This window comes from Kitasatospora sp. NPDC004745 (genome assembly GCF_042873275.1).
Lineage (GTDB): Bacteria > Actinomycetota > Actinomycetes > Streptomycetales > Streptomycetaceae > Kitasatospora.
This window is the reverse complement of the sequence record NZ_JBIALK010000001.1, coordinates 745,559-769,407: the sequence shown is the minus strand read 5'-3', so window position 1 is coordinate 769,407 and position 23,849 is coordinate 745,559. Positions and strand designations below refer to the sequence as shown.

Genomic DNA, 23,849 nt, shown 5'->3' with positions numbered 1-23,849 from the left:
GTTGAGCGCTCACGGTGCCGATACTGACGGATGTTCCTATCAGTTCCGCACTCCACGTACCAGGATGCACGTGCAGACGGCGCTTGCATATGCCAATAGTGCGACTGCACGTGAATCGACTCTTGCATCTGCAGTGAGCGCACACCACCATGGTGCACGTGCACCTGCACATCCCTGGCAATCCCGCGGGCTCCGCGTCGACCCCACGCGCGACTCCGTGCACCGACTCGGCAGCGTCCCCGCGCCACCGGGCGTTCGAGTGCGCGCGCGCCTGGTCGAGGGGGCGGCCGAGCGGCCGAGCGAGTCGGAGGTGACCGGCATGACCCCGGCGGGTCCAGCCGTGTCCGCCCCCTTATGGGAGGAGCTCTTCATGAGCACCGGTACGGCTTTGGCGGTTGACCCCCATGTGGTCACCTGTACGCTCGCTCCTCGCTTCGAAGCCGTCAGAACCGCACGCGACTTCGCCAGAACCTCGCTTCAGCGCTGGGGCCTGATGGAGCTGTTCGACGACGTCGCACTGGTGGCCTCGGAACTGGTGACCAACGCGCTGCGGCATGCGGTCGGCGCACGGCCCGACCCGACGGGCGGCGCCCCGGGCGAGTACGACTTTCCCACACAGCCCACCGCGGACGGCCGGCTGCCGATCCGAATAAGCCTCGTCCACCGCTCCCCCCAGGTGGTCTGTGCGGTGAGCGACCCGAGCAGCATCGGCCCGGTCGCCCGCGAGGCGGACTTCGTCGCCGAGTCCGGCCGCGGACTCCACCTGGTGGAGTCGTTCAGCCAGTCCTGGGGCTGGCACCCGCTGGGCAGCGGCAAGGTCGTCTGGGCCCTGTTCGAGGCGGAGCCGCTCGTCGGCTCCGAACTCGGTGGACGGCACCGGCGCTCGGCCTAGGGCCGGGCGGCGCGCGGCCGGCCGCCGACGGCACCGGGAGGACGGCACCCCGGGCCGCGCGGACCGGCGCGACGAACCGGGCGCGACCTCCTTACCGGCCCCGGCACGCCCCGCGGGCCGATCGGCCGCGGCGATCCGCCGAAGAGGCCGTGCGACACATTCCCGTGCAGTTCGGGCCGCGTGTTCCGGCGCCGGCGGCACGGCGGAATTCCGGTGGAACACCGCTCGCGGCGGAATCCGGGCGGGCACCCCCGCGCCATTACCGGAAAGCGCACCGGAAAAGACAAAGGCCGTCGTGGTGTCAGCACCCACGACGGCCCCCCGATGGCGATGCGGCGGCCGGTCAGACCGCCAGGTGGTCGAACTCCCCGTCCTTGGCCCCCAGCAGCAGGGCGGCGATCTCGGCACGGGTGTAGATGAGCGCCGGACCTTCCGGGAAACGCGAGTTGCGCATCGCCACATCGCCCCCCGGCAGGGCCGCGAACTCGACGCAGTTCCCCTGGGAGTTGCTGTGCAGGCTCTTCTGCCAGACCACCCCCTTGAGGTCGGCGGCCGCCATCCCGTTGTAGGTGTCGTACGAGCCGTGCGTGTCCTGCGAGTCGTGCATAGAAATCTCCCGAAGAGCTCCGGAGTGGTCGTCCAGCGCGGCGCCCCCGGCACCCGCCGAACGAACGGACCGGCCCCGTACCGGCCCGGAACAACGCCTCACTTGACGCGATGATAGCTGCAGTGCACGTGCATCAGCACGGGACGTTGCAGGTGCACGATGCTTTTCACCGGCGGCCCCGAACTCTTCACGGACCCTTTTCCTGACGGTACGTAAACGGACATAGCCGACTGAATCGACGAAGTCCCGATAACCGGCCGTGAGCGGACCCCCGCTGAATGTTGATCTTCGAATGCCGGGAGTCGCACTCCTGTGACCCTCCGTCAGACGCATCGGACAGCACCTCCGTGCTGTGAGACATCTCACGCACCGCACGTGCAACGCGCAGCCCCGTCCGGGACGTCACGGCAACCACCGGAGCCCTTCCGGGGGTTGGGTGAGATATGTCCGCATTGCTGTGGATCCGCCCGGATCGGCACACGTCGCGCACCGCGCGCGCACCGCGGCCGCGCGGAACCCGAACGGCAGCCGACTGCAGGCCCGACCGGCCGATGTCCTACGATCTCCGGCATGAGCACCGCAGCCATCCCGGGCGCGCCACTGCCCGTCCGCACTCCAGGCTCCCGTGCGCGGGGGCGCCACCGCCGTCCCGAGCGCCCCGAGATTCCGACCGGCGCCCCGGCCCTGGTGCTGGCCGTGCCCGCGACCGCAGGGCCCGAGTCCCGCTCGGTCGTCGAGGAACTGCTGTCGATCGTCCGCAGCGAGCAGGCCGGCGTCCGCACCGCGGTCGGCTACCTCCCCGGTGGGAACACCGAGGCCGACGACAGCGAGGACCGCACCGTCGCCGAGCTCCTGGCCATGGCCGCCGAGGCCGGCCTGCCGGCGCCCGTCGTGGTCCCGCTGGTCCCCGGCCCGCACGGCTTCCTGACCGAACTCCACGCCCTCGCAGCGGAGTACGGCGCGTCCGTCACCGACGTGCTCGGCCCGCACCCGCTGCTCGCCGAGGCCGTCCACGTGCGCCTGTCCGAGGCCGGGCTGGCCCGCGCCGACCGGGCCAGGCTGTTCGCCATCGCGACCGCCGCGGACGGCGTGGTCCTGACCACCGTCGGCGGCGAGGAGGCCGCCGCGGCGGCCGGCATCACCGGCGTACTGCTGGCGGCCCGGCTGGCCGTCCCGGTCATCCCCGCCGCGCTCGACGTGCCCGGCTCGGTGGCCGCGGCCGTCAACCACCTCAAGGAGACCGGCTCCCTGCGCCCCGCGCTGGCCCCGCTGGTGATCGGCCCGGAGGCCGACTCCGAGCTGCTCGCGACGGCCGCCGAGGAGACGGGCTGCCCGTCCGCCGCTCCGCTGGGCGCCTACCCGACGGTCGGCCAGCTGATCGCCTCGACCTACCTGGCCGCGCTGCCGGCGCCCTCCCCGGAGGAGCTGGCCCAGGCCGAGGCGGAGGCCGCCGCGGAGGCCGCTGAGGGCACCCACGGCGCCCACGCCGCCGCCGGGGGGCCCGAGGAGTAGTAGCGGGACACCACGCGCACCGAAGGGCCCGGAACGGCTTCGTTCCGGGCCCTTCCGGCTTGCCCCGTACGGGAGTTAAGGCGTGAATAGGCGCGATGTCCGTTCTGTTGATGTTTGATCGGTTCTGCCCGGGGCGCGGGCCGGCGGCCGGGAATCGGCCGCGCCTCCCGCATCGCGGACGCACCCGATCACACCCCGACGCGTCGTCAGCCGTTTCCTGAGGCGCGGCCAGTTGTGCGCACCCGTAGCGCCGTTGCGGGAAAACGATCATTTCGGATCATGACGGACAGCGGAAACGATCATTCTCGCCAAACCGTGATGTGCATCACAGTGTTTGCGGTTTGAACTTAAGTCTGCTTAACGTGCTCCCCGTTCGTGACCACACGGACCCAGTTCATCCGCAACGCCGAGTCCTGCCGTCGGGTGCCCTGGAAGCGCGAAAACGCACCACGGCAGGAGCGGGGGACCCACAGGTAAGTCGCCCCGGACCGTTCCCAGGAACGGTTCAGGGCTAGGGGTGAAGCCGCGTCCACAGCGCGGCCGGGCAACTCCAGCCCGAATCCGACAGCTCACCTCGCAGGCGTGGGAGAGGACCACGTCTTCATGCTGCCCACCAACGGCACCCGTCTGTCCAGCCGCACCCGCCGCGTCATCGCCGCCATCGGCGTCGCGGGCGTCGGCCTCACGATCCCCTGCCTCACCACCGGCACCGCCTCCGCCGCCTCCGTCGCGACCTGGGACAAGGTCGCCCAGTGCGAGAGCAGCGGCAACTGGAGCATCAACACCGGCAACGGCTTCTACGGCGGCCTGCAGTTCACCTCCAGCACCTGGGCCGCCTTCGGCGGCACCGCGTACGCCCCGCAGGCGAACCTGGCCACCAAGGACCAGCAGATCGCCGTCGCCGAGAAGGTCCTCGCCTCGCAGGGCCCCGGCGCCTGGCCGGTCTGCTCGGTCCAGGCCGGCCTGACCAAGGGCGGCGCCCCGGCCGCCGTCGACACCTCCGCGGGCTCCACCGCCGGTGCGACGGCCGCCAAGCCCGCCCCGGCCGCCAAGCCCGCGCAGACCCCCGCCCCGGCCGCCAAGCCGGCCGCGCCGGCCCAGGAGCAGACCTCCGGCGACTCCGCCAAGAGCACCTGGACCCAGAAGCACCAGGAGCAGGCCCAGGGCGGCGCCCAGGCCGAGAGCGACGACTACACCGTCGTGGCCGGCGACTGGCTGTCCTCCATCGCCGACAAGCACAACATCGACGGCGGCTGGCAGCGGCTCTACGAGCTCAACCGCGGCACCCTGACCGACGGCCCGAACACCATCTACCCGGGCCAGCACCTGTCCTTCAAGGACGCCGGCCAGGGCCGGCAGGCGGCCACCGCGACCAAGTCCGGCTCGGACTTCAGCTGGTTCGACCGTTCGAAGAAGTCCGGCCAGACCACCGACGGCGGTGCCGTGAACGCCAAGCCGGCCGCGCAGACCCAGGCCCCGGCCGCCCAGGCCCCGGCCCAGGCCGCCACCGGCAGCATGGCCGCCGCGGTCTCCTTCGCCGAGTCGAAGGTCGGCCAGGCCTACGTCTACGGCGGCACCGGCAACGGCGGCTGGGACTGCTCCGGCCTGACCCAGGCCGCGCTGCGCGCCGCGGGCGTCTCCATCCCGCGCGTGGCCGCGGACCAGGCCGCCGCCAGCACCCACGTCTCGCTGGACAACCTGCAGCCGGGCGACCTGCTGTTCTGGTCCAACAACGGCCAGGACTCCGGCGTCTACCACGTCGCGATCTACGTCGGCGGCGGCAAGTACGTCGAGGCCGCCAACCCGAGCTCGGGCGTGCGCGAGCAGACCGTCGCCAACTGGGCCCCGGACTTCGCCGGCCGGGTCTGAGGCACACCGGCGGGCCACGGGCGGCACGGCACAGCCGACGGCTGACGGCTGACGGCTGACGGCTGACGGCGAACAGCTGACAGATTTCAGATTTCAGATTTCAGCCGACAGATTTCATCATCTGAAACCTGTCATCTGTCACCCGCCCCCGTCGCCCGCCGCACGGAACCCCCGGGGGAGAGCCCGATCGCTCTCCCCCGGGGGTTCCGGCGTACCCGCCCTCCGCCGGCCGAAGGTCATGGTCAAAGCCGGCCACACCGGGCATGCTGCTGCTCTGCACCCGAGGAGGAGCCACCATGGCCCAGGTCACCGTCACACTCGACGCCAACCTCGCGATCGACGCGATGCTACTCTCCGGCACCAAGAACCCGCAGGACGCCGTCGAACTGGTCCTGCGGGACTACCTGGCCCGCGGCCGCCGCACCGGGACCCGGACCGGCGACCCCGCCGACGACCGGCGGCTCACCCGCAGCCGCCCCACCGACCAGCAGGGCTGACCCGCCCCACCCGCCGCCGTCCGCGCCACCCCCGCACACGGCACACGGCACCCATGCGAAACGGGCCCCGGGGAGCGGTCGCTCCCCGGGGCCCGTCGGCCGTCCACGGCCCGTCGCTCAGCGCGCGCAGGCCCCCGTCGAGCCCCGCATGACCAGCTCCGGCTGGAACATGAACTCCCCCCGCTGGGCCGCGTTGCCGCCGACCTCCTCCAGCAGCGCGTCCACCGCCGCCGTGGCCATCGCCTCGACCGGCTGGCGGATCGTCGTCAACGGCGGCTCGGTGAAGGCGATCAGCGGCGAGTCGTCGAAGCCGACCACCGACACGTCCTGCGGCACCGACAGCCCGCGCTGGCGCACCGCCCGGATCGCCCCGAGGGCCATCATGTCGCTGCCGCACACGATCGCCGTGCAGCCCTTGTCGAGCAGCGCCCCGGCGGCCGCGTGCCCGCCCTCGACGCTGAACAGGGTGTGGTGGACGAGGTCCTCGGCCTCCTCCGCGCTGCGCCCGAGCACCTCGCGCATCGCCGCCGTGAAGCCCTCGATCTTGCGCAGCACCGGCACGTACCGGCGCTGCCCCACGGCCAACCCGATCCGCTCGTGGCCGAGTTCGGCCAGGTGCTGGACGGCCATCCACATCGCGGCGCGGTCGTCCGGCGAGATGAACGGGGCGGCGATCCGCTCGCTGTAGCCGTTGATCAGGACGAAGGGCACCCCGCGGCCGGCCAGCCGGGCGTACCGGTCGTGGTCGGCGGTGGAGTCGGCGTGCAGCCCGGAGACGAAGACGATGCCCGCCACGCCCCGGTCGACCAGCATCTCCACCAGTTCGTCCTCGGTGGATCCGCCCGGCGTCTGGGTGCACAGCACCGGGGTGTACCCGTGCCGGCTGAGCACCTGCTCGATCACCTGGGCCAGCGCGGGGAAGATCGGGTTGCTCAACTCCGGCGTGATCAGACCGATCAGGCCCGCACTGCGCTGGCGCAGCCGGGTCGGCCGCTCGTAACCGAGCACGTCGAGCGCGGCCAGCACGGTCTGCCGGGTGGCGGCCGAGACGTTCGCCTTGCCGTTGAGTACGCGGGAGACGGTGGCTTCGCTGACCCCCGCCTGCGCCGCGATGTCTGAGAGTCGCGCCGTAGTCACGGTCCCAGAGCCTATTGCAACCACGTCAGACCGCCCACCAGCCGGTGCTGTCCGGTGCGAGCACCGTCTCGCCGCCGTCCACCACCGGGTCCGCCGAGGAGAGCAGCAGCCGCCCGGGCACGGGTATCCGGACCGGCTCGCCGGTGGTGTTCACCGTGCAGACGAAGGCGCCGCGGCGGAACACCAGGGTGCCCTCGGGGCCCTCCAGCCACTCGACCTCCGTCCCGGCGCCCAGGTCGGCCTGGGAGCGGCGGACGGCGAGCGCGCTGCGGTAGAGCTCCAGGGTGGACGTCGGGTCGCCGGTCTGCGCCTCGACGCTGAGCTCGGCCCACTGCACCGGCTGCGGCAGCCAGGAGGGCCCGCCGGCGACCGGGCCGAAGCCGTACGGGGCCTCGGTGCCGGACCACGGGATCGGGACGCGGCAGCCGTCGCGGTAGCCGTCCTGCCCGGCCTGGCGGAAGAAGGACGGGTCCTGGCGCACCTCGTCCGGCAGGTCGGTGACGTCGGGCAGGCCGAGCTCCTCGCCCTGGTAGACGTACGCCGAGCCGGGGAGCGCGAGCATCAGCAGGGTGGCGGCGCGGGCGCGGCGCAGGCCGAGCGCGCGGTCGCCGGCGGTGCGGATCTGGGTGCCGAGGCCCGGCTCGTTGGCGAAGCGGGTGGCGTGCCGGGTGACGTCGTGGTTGGAGAGCACCCAGGTGGTGGGGGCGTCGACCGGGCGCATCGAGTCGAGCGAGACGTCGATCACCTCGCGCAGCGCGGCGGCGTCCCAGTCGGTGCCCAGGTACTGGAAGTTGAAGGCCTGGTGGAGCTCGTCGGGGCGCACGTAGTTGGCGGTGCGCTGGACGGTCGGCGTCCAGGCCTCGGCGACGCCGATCCGCTGGCCCGGGTACTCGTCGAGGATCTTGCGCCAGCTGCGGTAGATCTCGTGCACGCCGTCCTGGTCGAAGAAGGGCATGACGTCGTTGCCCAGCAGCTTGAGCTGGTCGGAGCCGCCGAGGTCGGGCAGGCCGGGGGCCTTGACCAGGCCGTGGGCGACGTCGATGCGGAAGCCGTCCACGCCCATGTCGAGCCAGAACCGCAGGATCGAGCGGAACTCGTCGCCGACGGCCCGGTTCTCCCAGTTGAAGTCGGGCTGCTCGGGCGCGAACAGGTGCAGGTACCAGTCGCCCGGGGTGCCGTCGGGGTTCTCGGTCCGGGTCCAGGCCGGGCCGCCGAAGATGGACTCCCAGTCGTTGGGCGGCAGTTCGCCGTTCTCGCCCTTGCCGGGAAGGAAGTGGTAGCGCTCGCGCAGCGGGGACGCAGGACCCTCGCGCAGGGCGCGCTGGAACCACTCGTGCTGGTCCGAGGAGTGGTTGGGGACGAGGTCGACGATGATCCGCAGCCCCAGCTCGTGGGCGTCCCGGATGAGGGCGTCGGCGTCCAGCAGGGTGCCGAACATCGGGTCCACGGCGCGGTAGTCGGCGACGTCGTAGCCGGCGTCCGCCTGCGGCGAGGCGTAGAACGGCGAGAGCCAGACCGCGTCCACGCCGAGGTCGCGCAGGTACGGCAGGCGGCTGCGGACGCCGGGCAGGTCGCCCATGCCGTCGCCGTTGGAGTCGGCGAAGCTGCGCGGGTACACCTGGTAGATGACCGCGTCCCGCCACCAGTCTCTGGAGGCGCCGCCAGTCGCAGGAGCCGGGGTGGCCGCCTCGTGGGCGGTGGCGTCGGCGGCAGGCCGGGAGGTGTCGGCCAGGTTCTGGGTCATGGACGGTATCCCTTGGGGACTAGAGGAGCGAGGAGCGTTACGACTTGGAGGCACCGGCGGTCAGGCCGGTGACCAGGTGGCGCTGCACCAGGTAGAAGAAGACCGAGGACGGGATGGCGATCAGCACGGCGGTCGCCGCCATGAAGTTCCACTGCGCGTCGTGCTCGCTGACGAAGGTCTGCAGGCCCACGGCCAGCGTGTACTTGTCGGAGCTGAGCATGAAGGTGGAGGCGAAGGCGACCTCGGCCCACGCGGTCAGGAAGGAGTAGAACGCGGCCACCGCCAGGCCCGGGCGGGCGAGCGGCAGGACGAGCCGCCAGAAGGTGCCGATCGGGGTGAGGCCGTCGACCCGGCCGGCCTCGTCGATCTCCACCGGGATGGTGTCGAAGTAGCCCTTCAGCAGCCAGGCGCAGTACGGCACGGTGGTCGTCGAGTACACCAGGATCAGGCCGGTGTAGCTGTCCAGCAGGCCGAGCTCGGAGAGGATCGTGTACATCGGCACGATCAGCACCGCGATCGGGAACATCTGGGTGACCAGCAGCGACCACATCAGCGGCTTGTGGCCGGGGAACTTCATCCGGGAGACGGCGTAGCCGGTGGTGGCGGCGACCATGACGCCGAACACCGTGGTGACGCCGGAGACCAGGAAGGCGTTGCCGAACCAGGTGAAGAAGTCGGTGTCGAACAGCACGTGGTGGTAGTTCGACAGGGTCAGCTTGTCGAGGATCCCGCCGGGGTGCAGGTAGTCGGTCTTGTCCGGTCCGAGGGAGATGTAGAGGATCCACAGGACCGGGAAGAGGGCGACCAGGCTCGCCAGGATCAGGGCGCCGTGGGACAGCGCGGTGGCCAGCGGGCTGCTCCGGCCGCGGCGGCGGACCTTGGCGGGCCGGGCGGCGGGGGTCGCCGCCGGCGCCGCGGCGGGGCGTTCGGTGGTGGTGCTCATCGGGGTTACCTGCCTTCGTGGGTCAACTGGGTCCGGGGCCTCAGCCGTTGGCCTGCTCGTTGCGGGCGAGCCAGCGCCGGTAGAAGGCGGTGAAGACGATGAGGATGGACAGCAGGATCACGCCGTACGCGGCGGACTGCGCGTAGTCCCGGGGCTGCTGGCCGAAGCCGAGCCGGTAGGCCCAGGTGACCAGCAGCTGGGCGTCGGAGCCGCCGCTGGTGCCGAACAGCAGGAAGATGACGGCGAACTGGTTGAACGTCCAGATCACGCCGAGCAGGACGACGGTCGAGGAGACGGTGCGCAGCCCGGGCAGGGTGACGTGCCGGAAGCGCTGCCAGGCGGTGGCGCCGTCCATCTCGGCCGCCTCGTACAGCTCGGCCGGGATCGACTGCAGGCCGCCGAGGAGGGAGATCATCATGAACGGCACGCCGACCCAGGTGTTGACCAGGATCGCGGCTGCCTTCTGCGCCAACGGGTCGTCCAGCCAGCCGGGTTGGGGCAGGTGCAGGGCGGAGAGCAGGCCGTTGACGGCGCCGCCGTCGGCGAGCATCAGGCGCCAGGAGAAGACGGTGACGAAGGTGGGGACGGCCCAGGGCAGGATGAGCAGCATCCGGTAGACGGCGCGTCCGCGCAGCTTCTGGTTCAGCAGCAGGGCGAGGCCCAGGCCGATGGTGTAGTGCAGGACGACGCAGAGCGCCGTCCAGGTGATGGTCCAGACGAAGTGCGACCAGAAGCGGTCGTAGGAGCCGGGGCCCCAGAGGATGTCGGCGTAGTTGTCGAGGCCGACGAACTTGTAGGACGCCGGGATGTGGTTGACACCGATCGTGCGGGCGGAGTTGAGGCTGTTGGCGTCGGTGAGCGTGAGCCAGACGCCCTCGACCAGCGGGTAGATCACCAGCACGCCGAGCACCAGCACCACGGGGGCGATCATCGCGTAGGCGTACCAGTGCTTGGCGTAGGAGCGCTTGAGGCGTTCCAGCAGGCCCGGACGCTGCTCGCGCTCCCGGCTGCCCTTGCCGGTGGCGCCCTGCACGGCGACTGACATCGATTGCACCTTCTCGGGGTGAGGTCTCGGGGAGAGCGGGTCCGGCCGTCGGGCCCGCCGTGCACGCGGCGGGCCCGACGGCCGGGGGGGACTACTTGGCGAAGCCCGGCAGGAGCTTGGCGTAGTCGGTCGCGATGGTGCTCAGGGCGTCCTGGGTGCCGGTGCCCTGGACGGCCTTGCCCAGGTTGGTGCCGAGCGAGGCGAACAGCGAGCTGTACTCGGGCAGCTCGGGGCGCGGCTTGGCGCTGGGGAGGACGGCCTGGAAGCCGGCGATGCCCGGGTCGGCCTTGACGTCGGCCGTGAAGGCGTCGGAGCGGGTCGGCAGGGTGGAGTTCTTCTGCGCGATGAAGGCCTGGCTCTCCGCCGAGGTCATGAAGGCGGCGAACTTCTCGGCGGCGGCCTTGTGGGCCTGGTCGGCACCGGCGTAGACGGAGATGTTGTGGCCGCCGGTGGGGGCGCCGCCCTTGCCCGCGGAGCCGGCCGGGACGGGCGCGATGCCGAGGTTCTTCTTGTCGGCGAACGCGGCGCCCTTGTAGATGTTGGTGATCTCCCACGGGCCCTGGATGATCGCCGCGACCTTGCCGCTGTTGAAGGCGTCCATCATGTGCGCGTAGGCGTCGGTGGTGACGTCGGCCTTGGCCATGCCGGGCGCGGTGAACATCGTCTTGTACGTCTCGACGGCCTTGACGGCCTCCGGCGAGGCGACGGTGATCTTCTTGCCGGCGGCGTCGACGGTGTCGGTGCCCTCGCCGAACAGGAACGGCATGGCGTAGTAGCCGTCCGCGGCCTTCAGCCAGAAGCCGTCGACGCCCGCCTTGTCCTTGAGCGCGGCGGCGTCGGTCTTCAGCTCGTCCCAGGTCTTGGGGGCGTCGGTGATGCCGGCCTTGGCGAACAGGTCCTTGTTGTAGAGCAGGCCCAGGGTGTCGGTGACCAGCGGCACGCCGTAGAGCTTGCCGTCGTACTTGGCCTGCTGGATCAGGCTGGGCTGGAAGGCGGAGGTGTCGGCGGCGGCCGGGGTGCCGTCCAGCGGCTCCAGGTAGCCGGCCTTGGCGAAGGCGGCGGTCCAGCCGACCTCGGAGCGGAACACGTCCGGAGCGCCCTTGGCCCCCATGGCGGTCTGCAGCTTGTTCTGCGCCTGGTCGAACGGGACGTTGACGAAGTCGACCTTGACGTTCGGGTTGGCGGCCTCGAACTTCTTGACGAGCTCCTGGTAGTTCGGCGCCTCGTTGGTGGCGTTCGAGGTGTCCCAGTACGTGAGGGTGACCGGCCCGTCGGCCTTGCCGTCCGAGCTGGAGCCGCTGCTGCCACAGGCAGCCATCGAGACCGCGAGGGCCACAACGAGGGCAGAGGCCGCGATGCCACGCCGCATGAGAACTCCTTGGGAGGGTGGGGGTGCCCGAGATGTTCGGAGACAGGCGCATAATGGCTGCCTCGTGCCGACCGCACCGTTGCTGCCGTCGGGCTCGGGAAGGAAGTTAACAGCGGCGCAATAGCGACGGAAAGTCCTTGCAGCAAGTTTCTGCAAGAAATAGCGATCGTTACGCCCGCGTGTCCTGGACGTAGCCGCACGGTAGTGGACGGCGCGGCCGGATGTCCGACTTGGCAGCAAAGCGCCCGGTACGGCATGGCCGAGGACACCACCCTGCGTGGCTGAAAAATGCTTGCAGCAGACTGGGTGCATGCAGATCAGAGCCGCCTCGAAGGACGAACTCCCCCTGCTGTGCGCACTGGAACGGGCCGCCGGAGCCCCGTTCGCCGCCATCGGCATGCCGGAGATCGCCGAGGACGAACCCCCGACCCCGGACGAACTGGCGCACTTCCTCGACGCGGGCACCGCCCTGGTGGCCCTGGCAGCGCCCGACGGCCCCGTCGTCGGCTACCTGCTGGCCGAGCCGGTGGACGGCGCCCTGCACATCGAGCAGGTGTCCGTCCACCCCGACCGGGCCCGACGCGGCATCGGCCGGGCGCTGATCGAGCACCTCGCCGCGGGCACCGACGCCCCGGCGCTCACCCTCACCACCTTCGCCGACGTCCCCTGGAACGCCCCCTACTACGCGCGCCTGGGCTTCCGCCCGCTCGCCGACCAGGAGCTCACCCCGGGCCTGCGGGAGATCCGCCGCAGGGAGGCCGAGCACGGCCTGGACCGCTGGCCCCGGCTCTGCATGCGCCGCGAGCTCGACGGGCGTCCGCACGCCTAGCCCTGGCAGCACGTGCCCGGCGCGCACCCCGCACGCCGGGCGCACGGGGCCCGCGGTGCGCGGGGTGCTAGTTGGTCCCGAAGCGCAGCACGGTGGTCGAGCGGAACTCCTCCCCCGGCCGCAGCACGGTGCTCGGGAAGGCCGGGTGGTGCGGGGAGTCCGGGAAGTGCTGGGTCTCCAGCGCGATCCCGGCGAACGGCCCGTACGGGACGCCGCTCTCCCCGGTGACCGCGCCCTGGAACTTGTTGGCCGTGTAGACCTGGACGCCCGGCTCGGTGGTCAGCACCTCCAGGGTGCGGCCGCCGACCGGGTCCTCCAGCAGCGCCGCCCGGACCGGGGGACCGTCCGCGGGGCGGGGGCGCAGCACCCAGTTGTGGTCGTAGCCGCCGGGACCGACCAGCTGCGGGTGGTCGTCGTGGACCGACTTGCCGATCGGCGTGGCCACGGTGAAGTCGAACGGGGTGCCCGCCACGGGTTCGGTGCGCCCGTACGGGATCTGCCGCTCGTCGGCGGGGGTGTACTCGTCGGCGTCCAGGGTGAGCAGGTGGCCGAGGACGTCGCCGCTGCCCTCCCCCGCGAGGTTGACGTACGCGTGGTTGGTCAGGTTGACCACGGTCGGCTTGGTGGTGACGGCGTGGTACGCGATCACCAGTTCCCCGGCCGCGTCCAGGGTGTAGGAGACGGTGACGTCGAGCGCGCCGGGGAAGCCCTGGTCGCCGTCCGGGCTGTGCAGCCGCAGCCGGACGCCGCCCTCGGTCTCCTCGGCCTCCCACATGCGGTGCGCGAAGCCGTCCGGGCCGCCGTGGATGGTGACGCCGCCGCCGGTCGGGGCGAGCGGGTGCTCCTCGCCGTCGATGGTGACCCTGGATCCGTCGATCCGGTTGGCGTACCGGCCGACCACGGCGCCGTAGTGCCGGGCCGGTCCGAGCAGCTGGGCCAGCTGGTCGGCGGCGAGGAGCAGTTGGGCGGGCCGGCCGGCCCGGTCGGGCGCGGTGAGGGTGTGCAGGGTGGCACCGAGGGTGAGCACGCTCGCCTCGTACGGGCCGGCGGAGAGCGTCCAGCGTTCGATCGCGGCACCCGCGCCCGAGGGCTCCAGGGGGTGGTGCCGCACGCTGGTGGCCTCGCTCGCCATGGCCTGCTCCTCACTGGCGACCGCGGCGCGGCGCGGTCGCCCGGTTCCGGGTCCGTCCGGGGCCGCAGCGGCGCGGCGCCCCCGTGTGCGTCAGCCTAGCGACGGCCGCCCCCGCGGGGGCGCTCCTGCGCCCCCGCGCGCCGCCCGGACGCCCCCGCCCGCCGCCGCGGGACGTCCGTCGTACGTCACGTTCGGTAGCCGACGGCCGTCACCGAACGCCACCGTTCGGCGGTTCCGCAAGGCCCGGCGCGAGGCCCGGTGTGAAGGCCCCGCGTGAAGGCCCCGTGTGAAGGCCTGCCGCGAACGCCCGACGGGGGCACCCGCCACGGGCACCGGCCCCGCGCACCCGACGGGGCCCCGCCACGTCCGTCGCCCCGACTCGGCCTACGCCCCGGCCCCGTCCTCGGGCTCCCCCTCCGGCCGGGCGGTCTGCCGCGGCTGCACCGGCAGCCCGAGGGCGGAGGCGAGGCCGTCCGGCCCGCTGCCGGCCTTGCGGTAGACCGCGGCCAGCCGCCGGTTCACCAGGCTGAGGTGGACGCCGAGCTCCTCGGCGATCCGCTGCGGCGGCAGGCCCTGCACGGCCCGGGTGGCGACGTCCCACTCGGGCTTGCTGAGGGTCTCCCGGAAGTCGGCGAGCCCTAGCCGGTTGGGCCGCAGGCCGTAGTTGGCCAGCTCCCGCCGGGCCTGCTCGACGAGCCCCTCCGCCGAGCAGTGCTGCGCCAGCTCGATGCCCTGGTACAGGTACTCCTGGGCGTCCTCCAGCCGCCCGACCCGGCGCAGCGCGGCACCGAGGTCGACCAGCGCGACGGCGTGCTCGTACCCGGCCGGCGACTGCCCGAGGTGCATCACGGCCTCCTCCAGCAGCTCGACCGCCTGCTGGCCGTCCTCGATCTGGGCGTGCAACCGCAGTGCGGTGCCGATCGCGGAGGCGGTGCCGAAGGTGCGGGCGTCGTGGACGGCCTTCTGGGCGTACTCGCGGGCCCGGTCGGGCTCGTCGGCCGCGATCGCGATGGCGAGGTGGCCGGCCCAGGGCGCCCAGACCGTGTTGTGCCAGCCGCGGGCCTCCAGCTGGGCGCCGGCCTCGGTGAGCGCGGCGGCCGCACCGGCGTGGCGCTTCATGGCGATCAGCAGCTTGCCGTACAGCGAGGCCGCGTCGGGCAGCACCATCGCGGTGGCGTGGTACGGCGGCTGGAAGCCGAACGAGCTGGCGAGCTCCCAGGCCTCCTCGACCCGGCCGCGGGCGAGCAGGGTGTCCGCCAGGACGCCGACGGCGTCCCAGGCGAGCGGCAGCTTGGGGCCGATGCGCTCGGAGAGCCGCAGCGCGCGGCGCAGGAAGTCCTCGGCCTCGGCGAGCAGGCCGCGCCGGAAGCGGGCCAGCCCCATCAGGAAGTAGGCGAACCCGCGGTGGGCGCCGCTCCACCCGGCCACCTCGAACTGGATGATGGCGTCGGCGAACAGCCGCTCGGCCTGGGCGATGCGGTCGTTGTAGGTGTAGGTGAGGCCGAGCATGGAGGGCAGTTCGAAGCCCCAGGTGCTGTCGGTCCAGCCGAGGCCCTTGGGCAGCCGGCCGGCGTCGAGGACGGCGTCGGCGTGCGCCAGGGCGTCGACGGAGGGCTTGCCGCGCAGGGTGAGGTCCCAGGCGCGCATCGCGAGGACGGCGCGGTCGGCGGCGTCGCGGCCGGCGGCTTCGCGGCCGGCGAGTCCTTCGCACATCTCGCCGAGCCGGGCGGAGCGGCCGGGGCCGTCCTCCTCGGACTTGCGGAAGGCGTGCCACATGAACGAGGCGGCCTGGAGGCGGCGCCTGCCGTCCGGGTCGACGGTGTGTTCGGCCTCCTCCTGGCAGACCAGCGCGGCCTGCCGCAGTTCGCCACTGTGCGCGAGCACCTCGGAGAGCCGGAAGGTGGCGTCGACCCGCAGGGCGGGGCGCAGCGGCACCTCGTCGGGGTCGAGGGCGAGCTTGAGCTGGTTGACGGTGGCGACCGGGTCGGTGAGCAGCGCGGAGCAGCCGAGTTCGTAGAGCACCTCGGCCTTGAGGTCGTCGGCGGGCGGCTCGTTGAGCGCGCGGTGGAGGCAGCGCTGGGCGGCCTCGGGGGCGCCGATGAGCAGGTGTTCGGTGGCGGCGCGGCGCAGTTTGCGCACCGTCCGGTCGTCGCCCTCGCCGGAGAAGGTCTCGACGAGGTGGCGGGAGGCGGCGAGCAGGCCGAGTCCGGCGTTCTCGATCTCGGCGGCGGCGACGCCGTGCATGCCGGTGCGGGTGGCCTCCGGCATGGTGTTGTAGATCGAGCTGCCGATCAGCGGGTGGACGAACTCGAGGTTGCCGTTGGGGGTCTGGGTGAGCACGCGCTGCTTGCGCAGCTGTTTGATGGAGTCGCGGGCGCCCTCGGCGCTCTGGGTGGAGATCCGGGTGGCGAGGTCGACCCGGATGTCGGTGCCGAGCATCGCGCAGGCCCAGGCGAAGCGCAGGGTGGAGGCGCCGAGCCGGTCGAGCCAGCTCTTGAGGGTCATCCCGGTGGCGTCGACGGCGAGTTCGCGCAGCTGCTGGGAGTTCTCCTCGACGGGTTCGAGGTCCTGGTCGCGCACCTGGTCGAGCAGGGCGACGGCCTCGAAGGGGTTGCCGTTGACGACGTTCCAGAACTCGTAGCAGAAGGCGTCCTCGGCCTTGTCCCCGAGTTCGGCGCGGATCATGTCGGTGACGGAGACCAGGGAGAGCCGGTTGAGCTCGTGCTTGCGGGTGGCGCGGCCGAGGACGTCCTTGCGGTGCTCCAGGATCCCGGCCGGCCAGTCGTTCTCGTCCTCGCGGAAGGCGAAGACCAGCAGGACGGGCAGTTCCCGGGAGCGGACGGCGAACTGGGTGAGCCAGGACAGCGACTCGGCGTCGGCCCAGTGCAGGTCGTCGACGATCATCACCAGCGGGGCCCGGCGCGGGGCGAGCTGGGTGAGGACGTAGTCGAGGCCGTCGCGGACGCCCTGCGGGTCGAGGCGGCGCGCGCCCGCCTTGGGCTGCTTGAGGCCCATGGCCGGTCCGACGACCTCCTCCCAGGTGCCCATGACCTGGCGGAACTCGTCGGCCTCCAGGCTGGTGAGGGCGGGTTGGAGGAGCTGGCGCAGCACGTGGTAGGGCTCTTTGAACTGGCGTTCGCCGCCGCGGGCGAACAGCACGGTGGCGCCCTCGCGGAGCTTGGCGATGCGGCGCACCTCGTGCAGCAGGCTGGTCTTGCCGATGCCGGGCCGGCCGGAGAAGGCGAGCAGTTCGCCGATCTCGGTGCCGCCGGCCGCGAAGTCGCGGCAGAGTTTGTCGACGGCCGCCTCGACGGAGCGCAGTTCGGCGTCGCGGTCGCGGAGCCTGGTCCGCGGTGCGGCGTTCTCGCCGTCCCGGACTGAACCGGCTCCCGCCCGAGACTCGTTGTACTGATCGGTCACCGTCGCGCCTCCGCCTCGCCGTTCGCGTCACAGCTCGCGTCACCGTTCGCTCACTGCTCGTGGAGCCGAGGTTAGCGCTGCGTGGCGCTCACCGTGGGGCATTCGCGCAGGCTGGGGCGGACGGTGAGGGTTCGGACGGCTTGCCAAGGGCAATTGCCCTATACCCCTAACGTCGGATCATTACATCAGATACCCTACGGCCCGCGAGGCGCAGATGATCTTGCGAATTCACCTTCGTCCCCGGAGCCTCGCCGCGTCAACTCCCCCCACATCCCCACCCGATCAACGCCCGAACCACAAGCGCCCCCACCCTCCGCTGCACCGGGAGTCCGATGTCTGACGACACCTCACTTCAGATTCCGTTCCCGCACCGCCGCAGCCCGCACGGCCCGAAGGCCACCGCGCTGCACCGCGCCTGGCTGACCCGCCACCCGCTGCTCCCCGACGTCGACCACCCCGGCTACGCGCACTGGGACGTGGTCGACCTCGCCGCCCTCGGCTACCCCGACTCCGGCCCGGAGGAACTCGCCCTCGCCGCCGACCTGATGGGGTTCTACTTCCTCTTCGACGACCAGTTCGACGGCCCGCTCGGCCGCCGCCCCACCGAGGTCGCCCCCATCTGCGAACGACTGATCGCCGTCCTCCACGGCGCCCGCCCCGACCAGGGCTCGCCCGTCGAGACCGCCTTCGCCGACCTCTGGGACCGCAGCGTCCGCGGCATGCCCGCCCGCTGGCAGGCGCGGGCGGCCTACAACTGGGAGTGGTACCTGGCCAGTCATCCGGCCGAGGCCGCCGGACGGATCTCCACCCGACCGCCCGACCGCGACGGCTACCTCGTGCTCAGACGGGGCACCGCGGCGATGGAGACCATCTTCGACATGGTCGAGCGCCTCGGCCAGTTCGAGGTGCCCGCCGCCGTCCTGCACCACCCGGTGCTGCGCCAGATCCGGCAACTGGCGGCCGACATCCCCTCGCTCAGCAACGACGTCCGGTCCCTCCCGCTGGAGGCCCCGCGCGGCGACGTCAACAACCTGGTGATGATCGTCCAGCGCGAGCGCCGCTGCTCGGCCGAGGAGGCCTGCGCGGTCGTGCTGGAGGAGGCCCAGCTGATGGTCGGACGCTGCCACGAGCTGCACGGCCGGCTGCCCGACGTCTACCGCGAACTGGGCCTGTCCCGGGTCGAGCAGCGGATAGCGCAGCGGTACGCCGACGGGCTGCTCACCTGGCTCGCCGGCTACCTGAGCTGGGAGTCCCGCACCGGGCGCTACCACGAGGTCTGACCGCACCGGGCGATCCCGCCGACCCGGGGGCGGCGGGCCGCACACCCCGCTCCGCGCGCGTCGGCGCCGCACCGCGCACGGCCCGCCGCGTGGCACCGCACCGCGCGGCACCGCACCGCGTGGCACTGCACGGCCTGCGACCGCAACGACCGGGGCCCACAACGGCCGGAACGCACACCCTCCGTACGGGGCTCCCGCACGGACCGTAGCCGCACCCGCGTCCGGCGGCTATCGTGCTCGGCGGCGGACGCCCCGGCGGGCGCCGCCCCGAAGTGCGTGTCCGACCCCTCCCGCCGGAACGCCCCCAGCCGGGGCGTTCCGGCGAGCCGCCCGCGCCGCGCGCTCCGGGCGGCGCCCGACGTCGCGAGGAGACACCCGAGCATGACGGTCTACCAGCCCCCCGGCAGCCCCGGAAGCATCGTCGCCTACCGCTCCCGGTACGAGCACTGGATCGGCGGCGGATGGACGCCGCCGGTGCGCGGCGAGTACTTCGGCGACCCGACCCCCGTCACCGGCGAGGTCTTCACCGAGGTCGCCCGCGGCACCGCCGAGGACGTCGAGGCCGCGCTGGACGCCGCCCACGCCGCCGCCCCCGCCTGGGGCCGCACCCCGCCCGCCGAACGGGCCCTGGCCCTGCTGCGGATCGCCGACCGGATGGAGGCCAACCTGGAGCAACTGGCCGTCGCGGAGAGCTGGGAGAACGGCAAGCCGGTGCGCGAGACGCTGGCCGCCGACCTCCCCCTCGCCGTCGACCACCTGCGCTACTTCGCCGGCGCGCTGCGCGCCCAGGAGGGCGGCCTCTCCCAGCTCGACGAGGACACCGTCGCGTACCACTTCCACGAGCCGCTCGGCGTGGTCGGCCAGATCATCCCGTGGAACTTCCCGATCCTGATGGCGGTCTGGAAGCTCGCGCCCGCGCTCGCGGCCGGCAACGCCGTGGTGCTCAAGCCCGCCGAGCAGACCCCGGCGTCGGTGCTGCTGTGGGCCGAGCTCACCGCCGACCTGCTGCCGCCCGGCGTGCTCAACATCGTCACCGGGTTCGGCGAGGAGGCCGGCGCCCCGCTGGCCTCCAGCAGCCGCGTCCGCAAGATCGCCTTCACCGGGGAGACCACCACCGGCCGGCTGATCGCGCGCTACGCCAGCGACAACCTGATACCGGTCTCGCTGGAGCTCGGCGGCAAGAGCCCCAACCTGTTCTTCGGGGACGTCGCCGACGCCTCCGACGCCTTCTACGACAAGGCCGTCGAGGGCTTCGCGATGTTCGCCCTCAACCAGGGCGAGGTGTGCACCTGCCCCAGCCGCGCGCTGATCCAGTCCTCGGTCTACGACCGGCTGCTCGCCGACGGCCTGGAGCGGGTGCGCGCGATGCGCCAGGGCGACCCGCTGGACACCGAGACCCAGGTCGGCGCGCAGGCCAGCGCCGAGCAGCTGAAGAAGATCCTCTCCTACTTCGAGATCGGCCAGGCCGAGGGCGCGAAGGTGCTGGCCGGCGGCGAGCGGGCCGACCTCGGCGGGGCCCTGGCCGGCGGGTACTACGTGACCCCGACGGTCTTCGAGGGCGTCAACAGCATGCGGGTCTTCCAGGAGGAGATCTTCGGGCCGGTCGTCTCGGTCACCCGCTTCGAGGACTTCGCCGAGGCGATCGGCCTCGCCAACGACACCCAGTACGGGCTCGGCGCCGGCGTCTGGACCCGAAACCTCAACACCGCCCACCGCGCCGGGCGCGCCATCCAGGCGGGCCGCGTGTGGACGAACTGCTACCACGCCTACCCCGCACACGCGGCCTTCGGCGGCTACAAGAACTCCGGCATCGGCCGGGAGAACCACAAGGCGCTGCTGGAGCACTACCAGCAGACCAAGAACCTGCTGGTCAGCTACTCCCCCGACGCGGTCGGCCTCTTCTAGGGCGCAGCGCGCGCTCCCCGCTCCTCCCGCTCCCCCGGGATCGGCGGAGCGGGAGGCCGCTCCCGGCCTCCCGCTCCGTCGCGCCACTCCCCGTGGCCCGCGCCGGGCGCCCGTCCGGACGCCGACGCCGTGCAACCCCCTCGGTCGGGTGACCCGCGGCCCGGACTCCCCCGGTCAGGAAGCGCACCGCCAGGCAAATCACCCTTTTCGGGATCTAAGCACATGAATCCTCGATTTTCGTGACGCGCCGCCGACATGCCCGGACGCGCCCGGCGAACGCCTTAGACAGGAGTCCCGCACCCGACTTCCAGGAGCCCAGGAGCCCCCCATGACCATCGCCCCCGCCAAGCTCTCCGACCCGATCGTGCGCGCCTTCGTCACCGCGGTCAACGCCGGGGACCGGGCCGCCTTCCTGGCCACGCTCACCCCGGACGCGACCATGTCCGACGACGGCTCGGACCGTGATCTCGACCAGTGGATCGACAAGGAGATCTTCACCGTCCGCGGCCGGATGGACGTCCAGTCCGAGTCGGACGGCGGGCACGCGCTGGTCGCCGCCTTCACCAACGAGACCTGGGGCGAGATGCGCACCGCCTGGCGCTTCACCGTCGCCGACGGCCGGATCAGCCGCTTCGAGACCGGCCAGGCCTGAGCCGTCCGCCCACCCGCCGGCCCGGGCACGGCCCGGGCCCCGGCCCTGAGCGGCCCGCGGCCCGGAGCCCGTCCGGTCCGGGTGTCAGACCGGCAGCCCCAGGCAGCCCCGCACCGCGCGGATCAGGTTGCGCGAGCGGATGTCCCCCGTGACACCGGGCTGCATGCCGTTGGTCACGTAGCCGAAGCCCAGCCCGAGCTCCGGATCGGCGAAGCCCAGCGAACCGCCCCGGCCCGGGTGGCCGAAGCTCGCCGGGGAGGCCATCGGCGCCGTCGGGCCGTGCCGCCAGAACCCCAGGCCGAAGGTGGAGTTGACGATCAGCACCCGGTCCGGCCCGCTCACCGCCGGCCCGACGGCACGGGTCAGCACCTCGGGGCCGAGCAGCGGCGGCAGCAGCGCGCCGGAGCCGTCCGGGCGGTCCGCGGCGCCGATCAGCGCCGCGTAGAAGCGGGCCAGTGAACGGGCCGTGCCGATGCCGCCGGCCCCCGGGATCTCGGCGGCCTGCACCGCCGGGTCGTTGAGGTCCACCCCGGGGAGCACCGAGGCGAAGGACCGCGCGGTCAGCGAGGCCGGGTCCTGGTAGGCGTCCCGGACCGACTGCTTGGGCCGCAGCCGAAGCCCGCTCGGCCCCGTCCTGGCCTCCTCCGGGGCGGGCAGGTCGACCAGCCGGCCGACCCGGGGCGCGGCCCCGGCCGGCAGCCCGATCCACAGGTCCAGCCCGAGCGGCCGGGCCACCTCGTCGGCGAAGTACCGGCCGACCGTCCGCCCGCTCACCCGCCGCACCACCTCCCCGACCAGCCAGCCGAAGGTGTACGGGTGGTAGCCGTGCGCGGTGCCGGGCTCCCAGGCCGGTGCCTGAGCGGCGACGGCGGCGGCCGCCCGCTCCCAGGTGAGCACGTCCTCCAGCCGCAGCGGCACGTCCAGCGCCGGCACCCCCGCCTGGTGCGACAGCAGCCAGCGCACCGGCACCCCGCCCTTGCCGGCCGCCGCGAACTCGGGCCAGTACGAGGACACCGGTGCGTCCAGGTCGAGCAGGCCGCGCTCGGCCAGCAGCAGCGCGGTGGTCGCGGTCAGGCCCTTGGTGACCGAGCGCAGCACCTGCGCGGTGTCCGCCGTCCAGGGCACCGCGGGAGCGGGCCGCCCGCCGACCTCCGGCCGGGCGTCGCCGCCCCACAGGTCGACCACCTTGCGGCCGCGCACGTACAACGCGAAGGCCGCCCCCAGTTCGCCGTACGCGTGGAAGTTCCGCGCGAAGGCCTCCCGTACGGGCTCGAACCCCTCGGCCGTCTCGCCCCAGATCTCCACCGCGCGCCATCCTCAGACTGTCCGGTTGCTCCGCCTGCCACCCGCGTTCGACCTGCCGCAGGAGCGTTCGAGACGGGCCCCGAAACCCTAACCTGTCCGTCATGACCAACCCTGCCGAAGACCCTGCCGAAGAACTGCTGGACGTCGTCGACGAGCACGACCGGGTGATCGGGACCGCGGTGCGCGGGGAGGTGTACCGGCTGGGGCTCACCCACCGGTCCGTCTTCGTCCTGGTCCGCGACCGGGCCGGGCGGATCTTCGTCCACCGCCGCACCGACACCAAGCTGTTCGCCCCGGGCGCCTACGACATGTTCGTGGGCGGCGTGGTCGGCTCCGGCGAGACGTACGCCGACGCCGCCGTCCGCGAGGCCGAGGAGGAGCTCGGCGTGCACGGGATCGAGCCGCGCCCGCTGTTCAGGTTCCTGTTCCGGGAGGACGACCTCTCCTGGTGGTGCGACACCTACGAGGCCGAGTGGGACGGCCCGGTCTCGCCGCAGGAGTCCGAGGTCGCCTGGTACGGCTGGCTCACCCCCGCCGAACTCGCCGACCGCCTCACCCGCGACGACTTCGTCCCCGACGGCCGCGAGGCCTACCGCCGCTACCTGGAGCTCCGCGGCTAGGGCCCGAGGGGGGAGGCGGGCACGGTCGCGGTCGCCACGCCCGGGAGGCGCCCGCCACCGTGCCGGCCCACCCCCGCCCCCGGCGCCATGGGCCCCGACCAGCCCGACGGATAGGGTGGCCGCATGGCCTCCCGCACGCCGTCTCCCACGACCGCCCGCGCCGAACGGACCCCCGCCCCGGACCGCTCCCCCGGCCGGACCGCGGACCGGAACCCGGACCGGACCGCGGCGGGCGAGCGGCCCCGCCGGCGGCTGAGCGTGGACGAGCGGCGCGAGCAGCTGATCGCCGTCGCCCTGGAACTGTTCAGCCGGCGCCCGCCGGAGGACGTGTCCATCGACGACATCGCCGCCGCCGCGGGCGCCTCCCGGCCGCTGGTCTACCACTACTTCCCCGGCAAGCAGGCCCTGTACGAGGAGTCGCTGCGGCGGGCCGGGCGGGAGCTCTCGGCGCGCTTCGAGGAGCCCTCCGACGGGCCGCTGTCCGAGCGGCTGCACCGGGTGATGGGCCGCTACCTGGACTTCGTGCAGAGCCACGGCCCGGGCTTCGCCGCACTGCTGCGCGGCGGCTCGGTCGCGGCCAGCCCGGACACCTCGGCGGTGATCGACGAGGTCCGGCGGGCGGCCCACGACCAGATCCTCTCCCACCTCGCCATCGCCGCCCCCAGTCCAGGGCTGCGGCTGACCGTCCGGGCCTGGATCGCCAATGCCGAGATCACCTCGCTCGAGTGGCTGGCCGACCGCTCGGTGCCGCTGGAGGAGCTGCAGCTTCACCTGGTCCAGGAGTTCGTCGCCGCCCTCGTCCTCACCGCCGCGCGGGAGCCGGCGCTCGCCGCCGAACTCGCCGGGTTCCTGGCCACCGAGCGGCCCGACGGCCCGACCGGGCGCCTGGTGCGTGAGCTCGCCGCGCTGTTCACCGTCCCCGGGATGACCGAGGCGGTCACCGCCCTCGCCGCCGCCCCGGCGGGCGAAACGTCACCGCAGGCCACGGAGGGATCCGCCGCGGGCCCCGTCGGGTGATCCGCGGGTTCGGCACCGACAGCGGGCTCTGATAGGAATGGGCGGGGATCCGGCGGCACGCCACTGCGGGCGGG

19 protein-coding genes and 1 riboswitch are annotated in these 23,849 nt (G+C 72.9%); of the genes, 10 read left to right on the top strand and 9 right to left on the bottom strand.

The window, feature by feature from the left end; all coding sequences use genetic code 11:
• Window positions 1–370 precede the first annotated feature (370 nt).
• Window positions 371–892, top strand: coding sequence for an ATP-binding protein (locus ACFYUY_RS03390; RefSeq protein ID WP_360221927.1), 522 nt, complete (start codon window positions 371–373; stop codon window positions 890–892).
• Between the two features lie 343 nt (window positions 893–1,235).
• Here ACFYUY_RS03390 and ACFYUY_RS03385 read toward each other — a convergent pair whose 3' ends face one another.
• Window positions 1,236–1,499: a DUF397 domain-containing protein gene (locus ACFYUY_RS03385; RefSeq protein ID WP_280679710.1), complete on the bottom strand. Its 264-nt coding sequence runs from the start codon at window positions 1,497–1,499 to the stop codon at window positions 1,236–1,238.
• Between the two features lie 570 nt (window positions 1,500–2,069).
• On the opposite strand from ACFYUY_RS03385, the gene ACFYUY_RS03380 reads away from it, so the two are divergent.
• From ACFYUY_RS03380 to ACFYUY_RS03370, 3 genes are all read left to right on the top strand, one after another.
• A complete protein-coding gene (locus ACFYUY_RS03380) occupies window positions 2,070–3,011 on the top strand; it encodes a hypothetical protein (RefSeq protein WP_387897456.1) in 942 nt (313 codons plus the stop codon).
• A 396-nt stretch (window positions 3,012–3,407) separates the two neighbouring features.
• A riboswitch (cyclic di-AMP (ydaO/yuaA leader) is annotated at window positions 3,408–3,607 on the top strand.
• Window positions 3,594–4,880 (top strand): transglycosylase family protein, encoded by a 1,287-nt coding sequence (locus tag ACFYUY_RS03375; RefSeq protein ID WP_387897454.1) that lies wholly within the window; start codon window positions 3,594–3,596, stop codon window positions 4,878–4,880. Its footprint overlaps the riboswitch before it by 14 nt.
• Window positions 4,881–5,176: 296 nt before the next feature.
• On the top strand, window positions 5,177–5,377 hold the full coding sequence (locus tag ACFYUY_RS03370) for a hypothetical protein (RefSeq protein ID WP_387897451.1): 201 nt from the start codon (window positions 5,177–5,179) through the stop codon (window positions 5,375–5,377).
• Window positions 5,378–5,494: 117 nt separating this feature from the next.
• Here ACFYUY_RS03370 and ACFYUY_RS03365 read toward each other — a convergent pair whose 3' ends face one another.
• From ACFYUY_RS03365 to ACFYUY_RS03345, 5 genes are all read right to left on the bottom strand, one after another.
• Window positions 5,495–6,514 (bottom strand): LacI family DNA-binding transcriptional regulator, encoded by a 1,020-nt coding sequence (locus ACFYUY_RS03365; protein WP_360221940.1) that lies wholly within the window; start codon window positions 6,512–6,514, stop codon window positions 5,495–5,497.
• 25 nt (window positions 6,515–6,539) lie between these two features.
• Entirely contained in the window at window positions 6,540–8,258 is a 1,719-nt protein-coding gene (locus tag ACFYUY_RS03360; RefSeq protein ID WP_387897447.1) for a glycoside hydrolase family 13 protein, read from the bottom strand.
• 37 nt (window positions 8,259–8,295) lie between these two features.
• A complete protein-coding gene (locus tag ACFYUY_RS03355) occupies window positions 8,296–9,201 on the bottom strand; it encodes a sugar ABC transporter permease (protein WP_387897444.1) in 906 nt (301 codons plus the stop codon).
• A 40-nt stretch (window positions 9,202–9,241) separates the two neighbouring features.
• Window positions 9,242–10,246, bottom strand: coding sequence for a sugar ABC transporter permease (locus ACFYUY_RS03350; RefSeq protein ID WP_363365159.1), 1,005 nt, complete (start codon window positions 10,244–10,246; stop codon window positions 9,242–9,244).
• A gap of 91 nt (window positions 10,247–10,337) precedes the next feature.
• Window positions 10,338–11,615, bottom strand: coding sequence for an extracellular solute-binding protein (locus tag ACFYUY_RS03345; protein ID WP_360210774.1), 1,278 nt, complete (start codon window positions 11,613–11,615; stop codon window positions 10,338–10,340).
• A gap of 310 nt (window positions 11,616–11,925) precedes the next feature.
• On the opposite strand from ACFYUY_RS03345, the gene ACFYUY_RS03340 reads away from it, so the two are divergent.
• Window positions 11,926–12,444 (top strand): GNAT family N-acetyltransferase, encoded by a 519-nt coding sequence (locus tag ACFYUY_RS03340; protein ID WP_387897440.1) that lies wholly within the window; start codon window positions 11,926–11,928, stop codon window positions 12,442–12,444.
• A gap of 67 nt (window positions 12,445–12,511) precedes the next feature.
• On the opposite strand, the gene ACFYUY_RS03335 is transcribed toward ACFYUY_RS03340, so the two are convergent.
• Both ACFYUY_RS03335 and ACFYUY_RS03330 read right to left on the bottom strand, forming a co-directional pair.
• On the bottom strand, window positions 12,512–13,576 hold the full coding sequence (locus ACFYUY_RS03335) for an aldose epimerase family protein (RefSeq protein WP_387897437.1): 1,065 nt from the start codon (window positions 13,574–13,576) through the stop codon (window positions 12,512–12,514).
• A gap of 384 nt (window positions 13,577–13,960) precedes the next feature.
• Complete coding sequence (locus ACFYUY_RS03330; protein ID WP_387897435.1) at window positions 13,961–16,996, bottom strand: ATP-binding protein; 3,036 nt, start codon at window positions 16,994–16,996, stop codon at window positions 13,961–13,963.
• A gap of 332 nt (window positions 16,997–17,328) precedes the next feature.
• Between ACFYUY_RS03330 and ACFYUY_RS03325 the strand changes: the two genes are divergently transcribed.
• The 3 genes from ACFYUY_RS03325 (at window position 17,329) to ACFYUY_RS03315 (ending at window position 20,833) form a co-directional block, all read left to right on the top strand.
• Complete coding sequence (locus tag ACFYUY_RS03325) at window positions 17,329–18,276, top strand: terpene cyclase (RefSeq protein ID WP_360210766.1); 948 nt, start codon at window positions 17,329–17,331, stop codon at window positions 18,274–18,276.
• Between the two features lie 381 nt (window positions 18,277–18,657).
• Window positions 18,658–20,181: an aldehyde dehydrogenase family protein gene (locus tag ACFYUY_RS03320; RefSeq protein ID WP_360210764.1), complete on the top strand. Its 1,524-nt coding sequence runs from the start codon at window positions 18,658–18,660 to the stop codon at window positions 20,179–20,181.
• Window positions 20,182–20,509: 328 nt separating this feature from the next.
• A complete protein-coding gene (locus ACFYUY_RS03315; RefSeq protein ID WP_360210762.1) occupies window positions 20,510–20,833 on the top strand; it encodes a nuclear transport factor 2 family protein in 324 nt (107 codons plus the stop codon).
• An 84-nt stretch (window positions 20,834–20,917) separates the two neighbouring features.
• Here ACFYUY_RS03315 and ACFYUY_RS03310 read toward each other — a convergent pair whose 3' ends face one another.
• Window positions 20,918–22,138: a serine hydrolase gene (locus ACFYUY_RS03310; RefSeq protein ID WP_387897431.1), complete on the bottom strand. Its 1,221-nt coding sequence runs from the start codon at window positions 22,136–22,138 to the stop codon at window positions 20,918–20,920.
• Window positions 22,139–22,239: 101 nt separating this feature from the next.
• Between ACFYUY_RS03310 and ACFYUY_RS03305 the strand changes: the two genes are divergently transcribed.
• Window positions 22,240–22,758, top strand: a complete 519-nt coding sequence (locus tag ACFYUY_RS03305; protein ID WP_360210758.1) for an NUDIX domain-containing protein — start codon at window positions 22,240–22,242, stop codon at window positions 22,756–22,758.
• Window positions 22,759–22,881: 123 nt separating this feature from the next.
• Window positions 22,882–23,775, top strand: a complete 894-nt coding sequence (locus ACFYUY_RS03300; RefSeq protein WP_387897428.1) for a TetR/AcrR family transcriptional regulator — start codon at window positions 22,882–22,884, stop codon at window positions 23,773–23,775.
• Window positions 23,776–23,849: the final 74 nt, after the last annotated feature.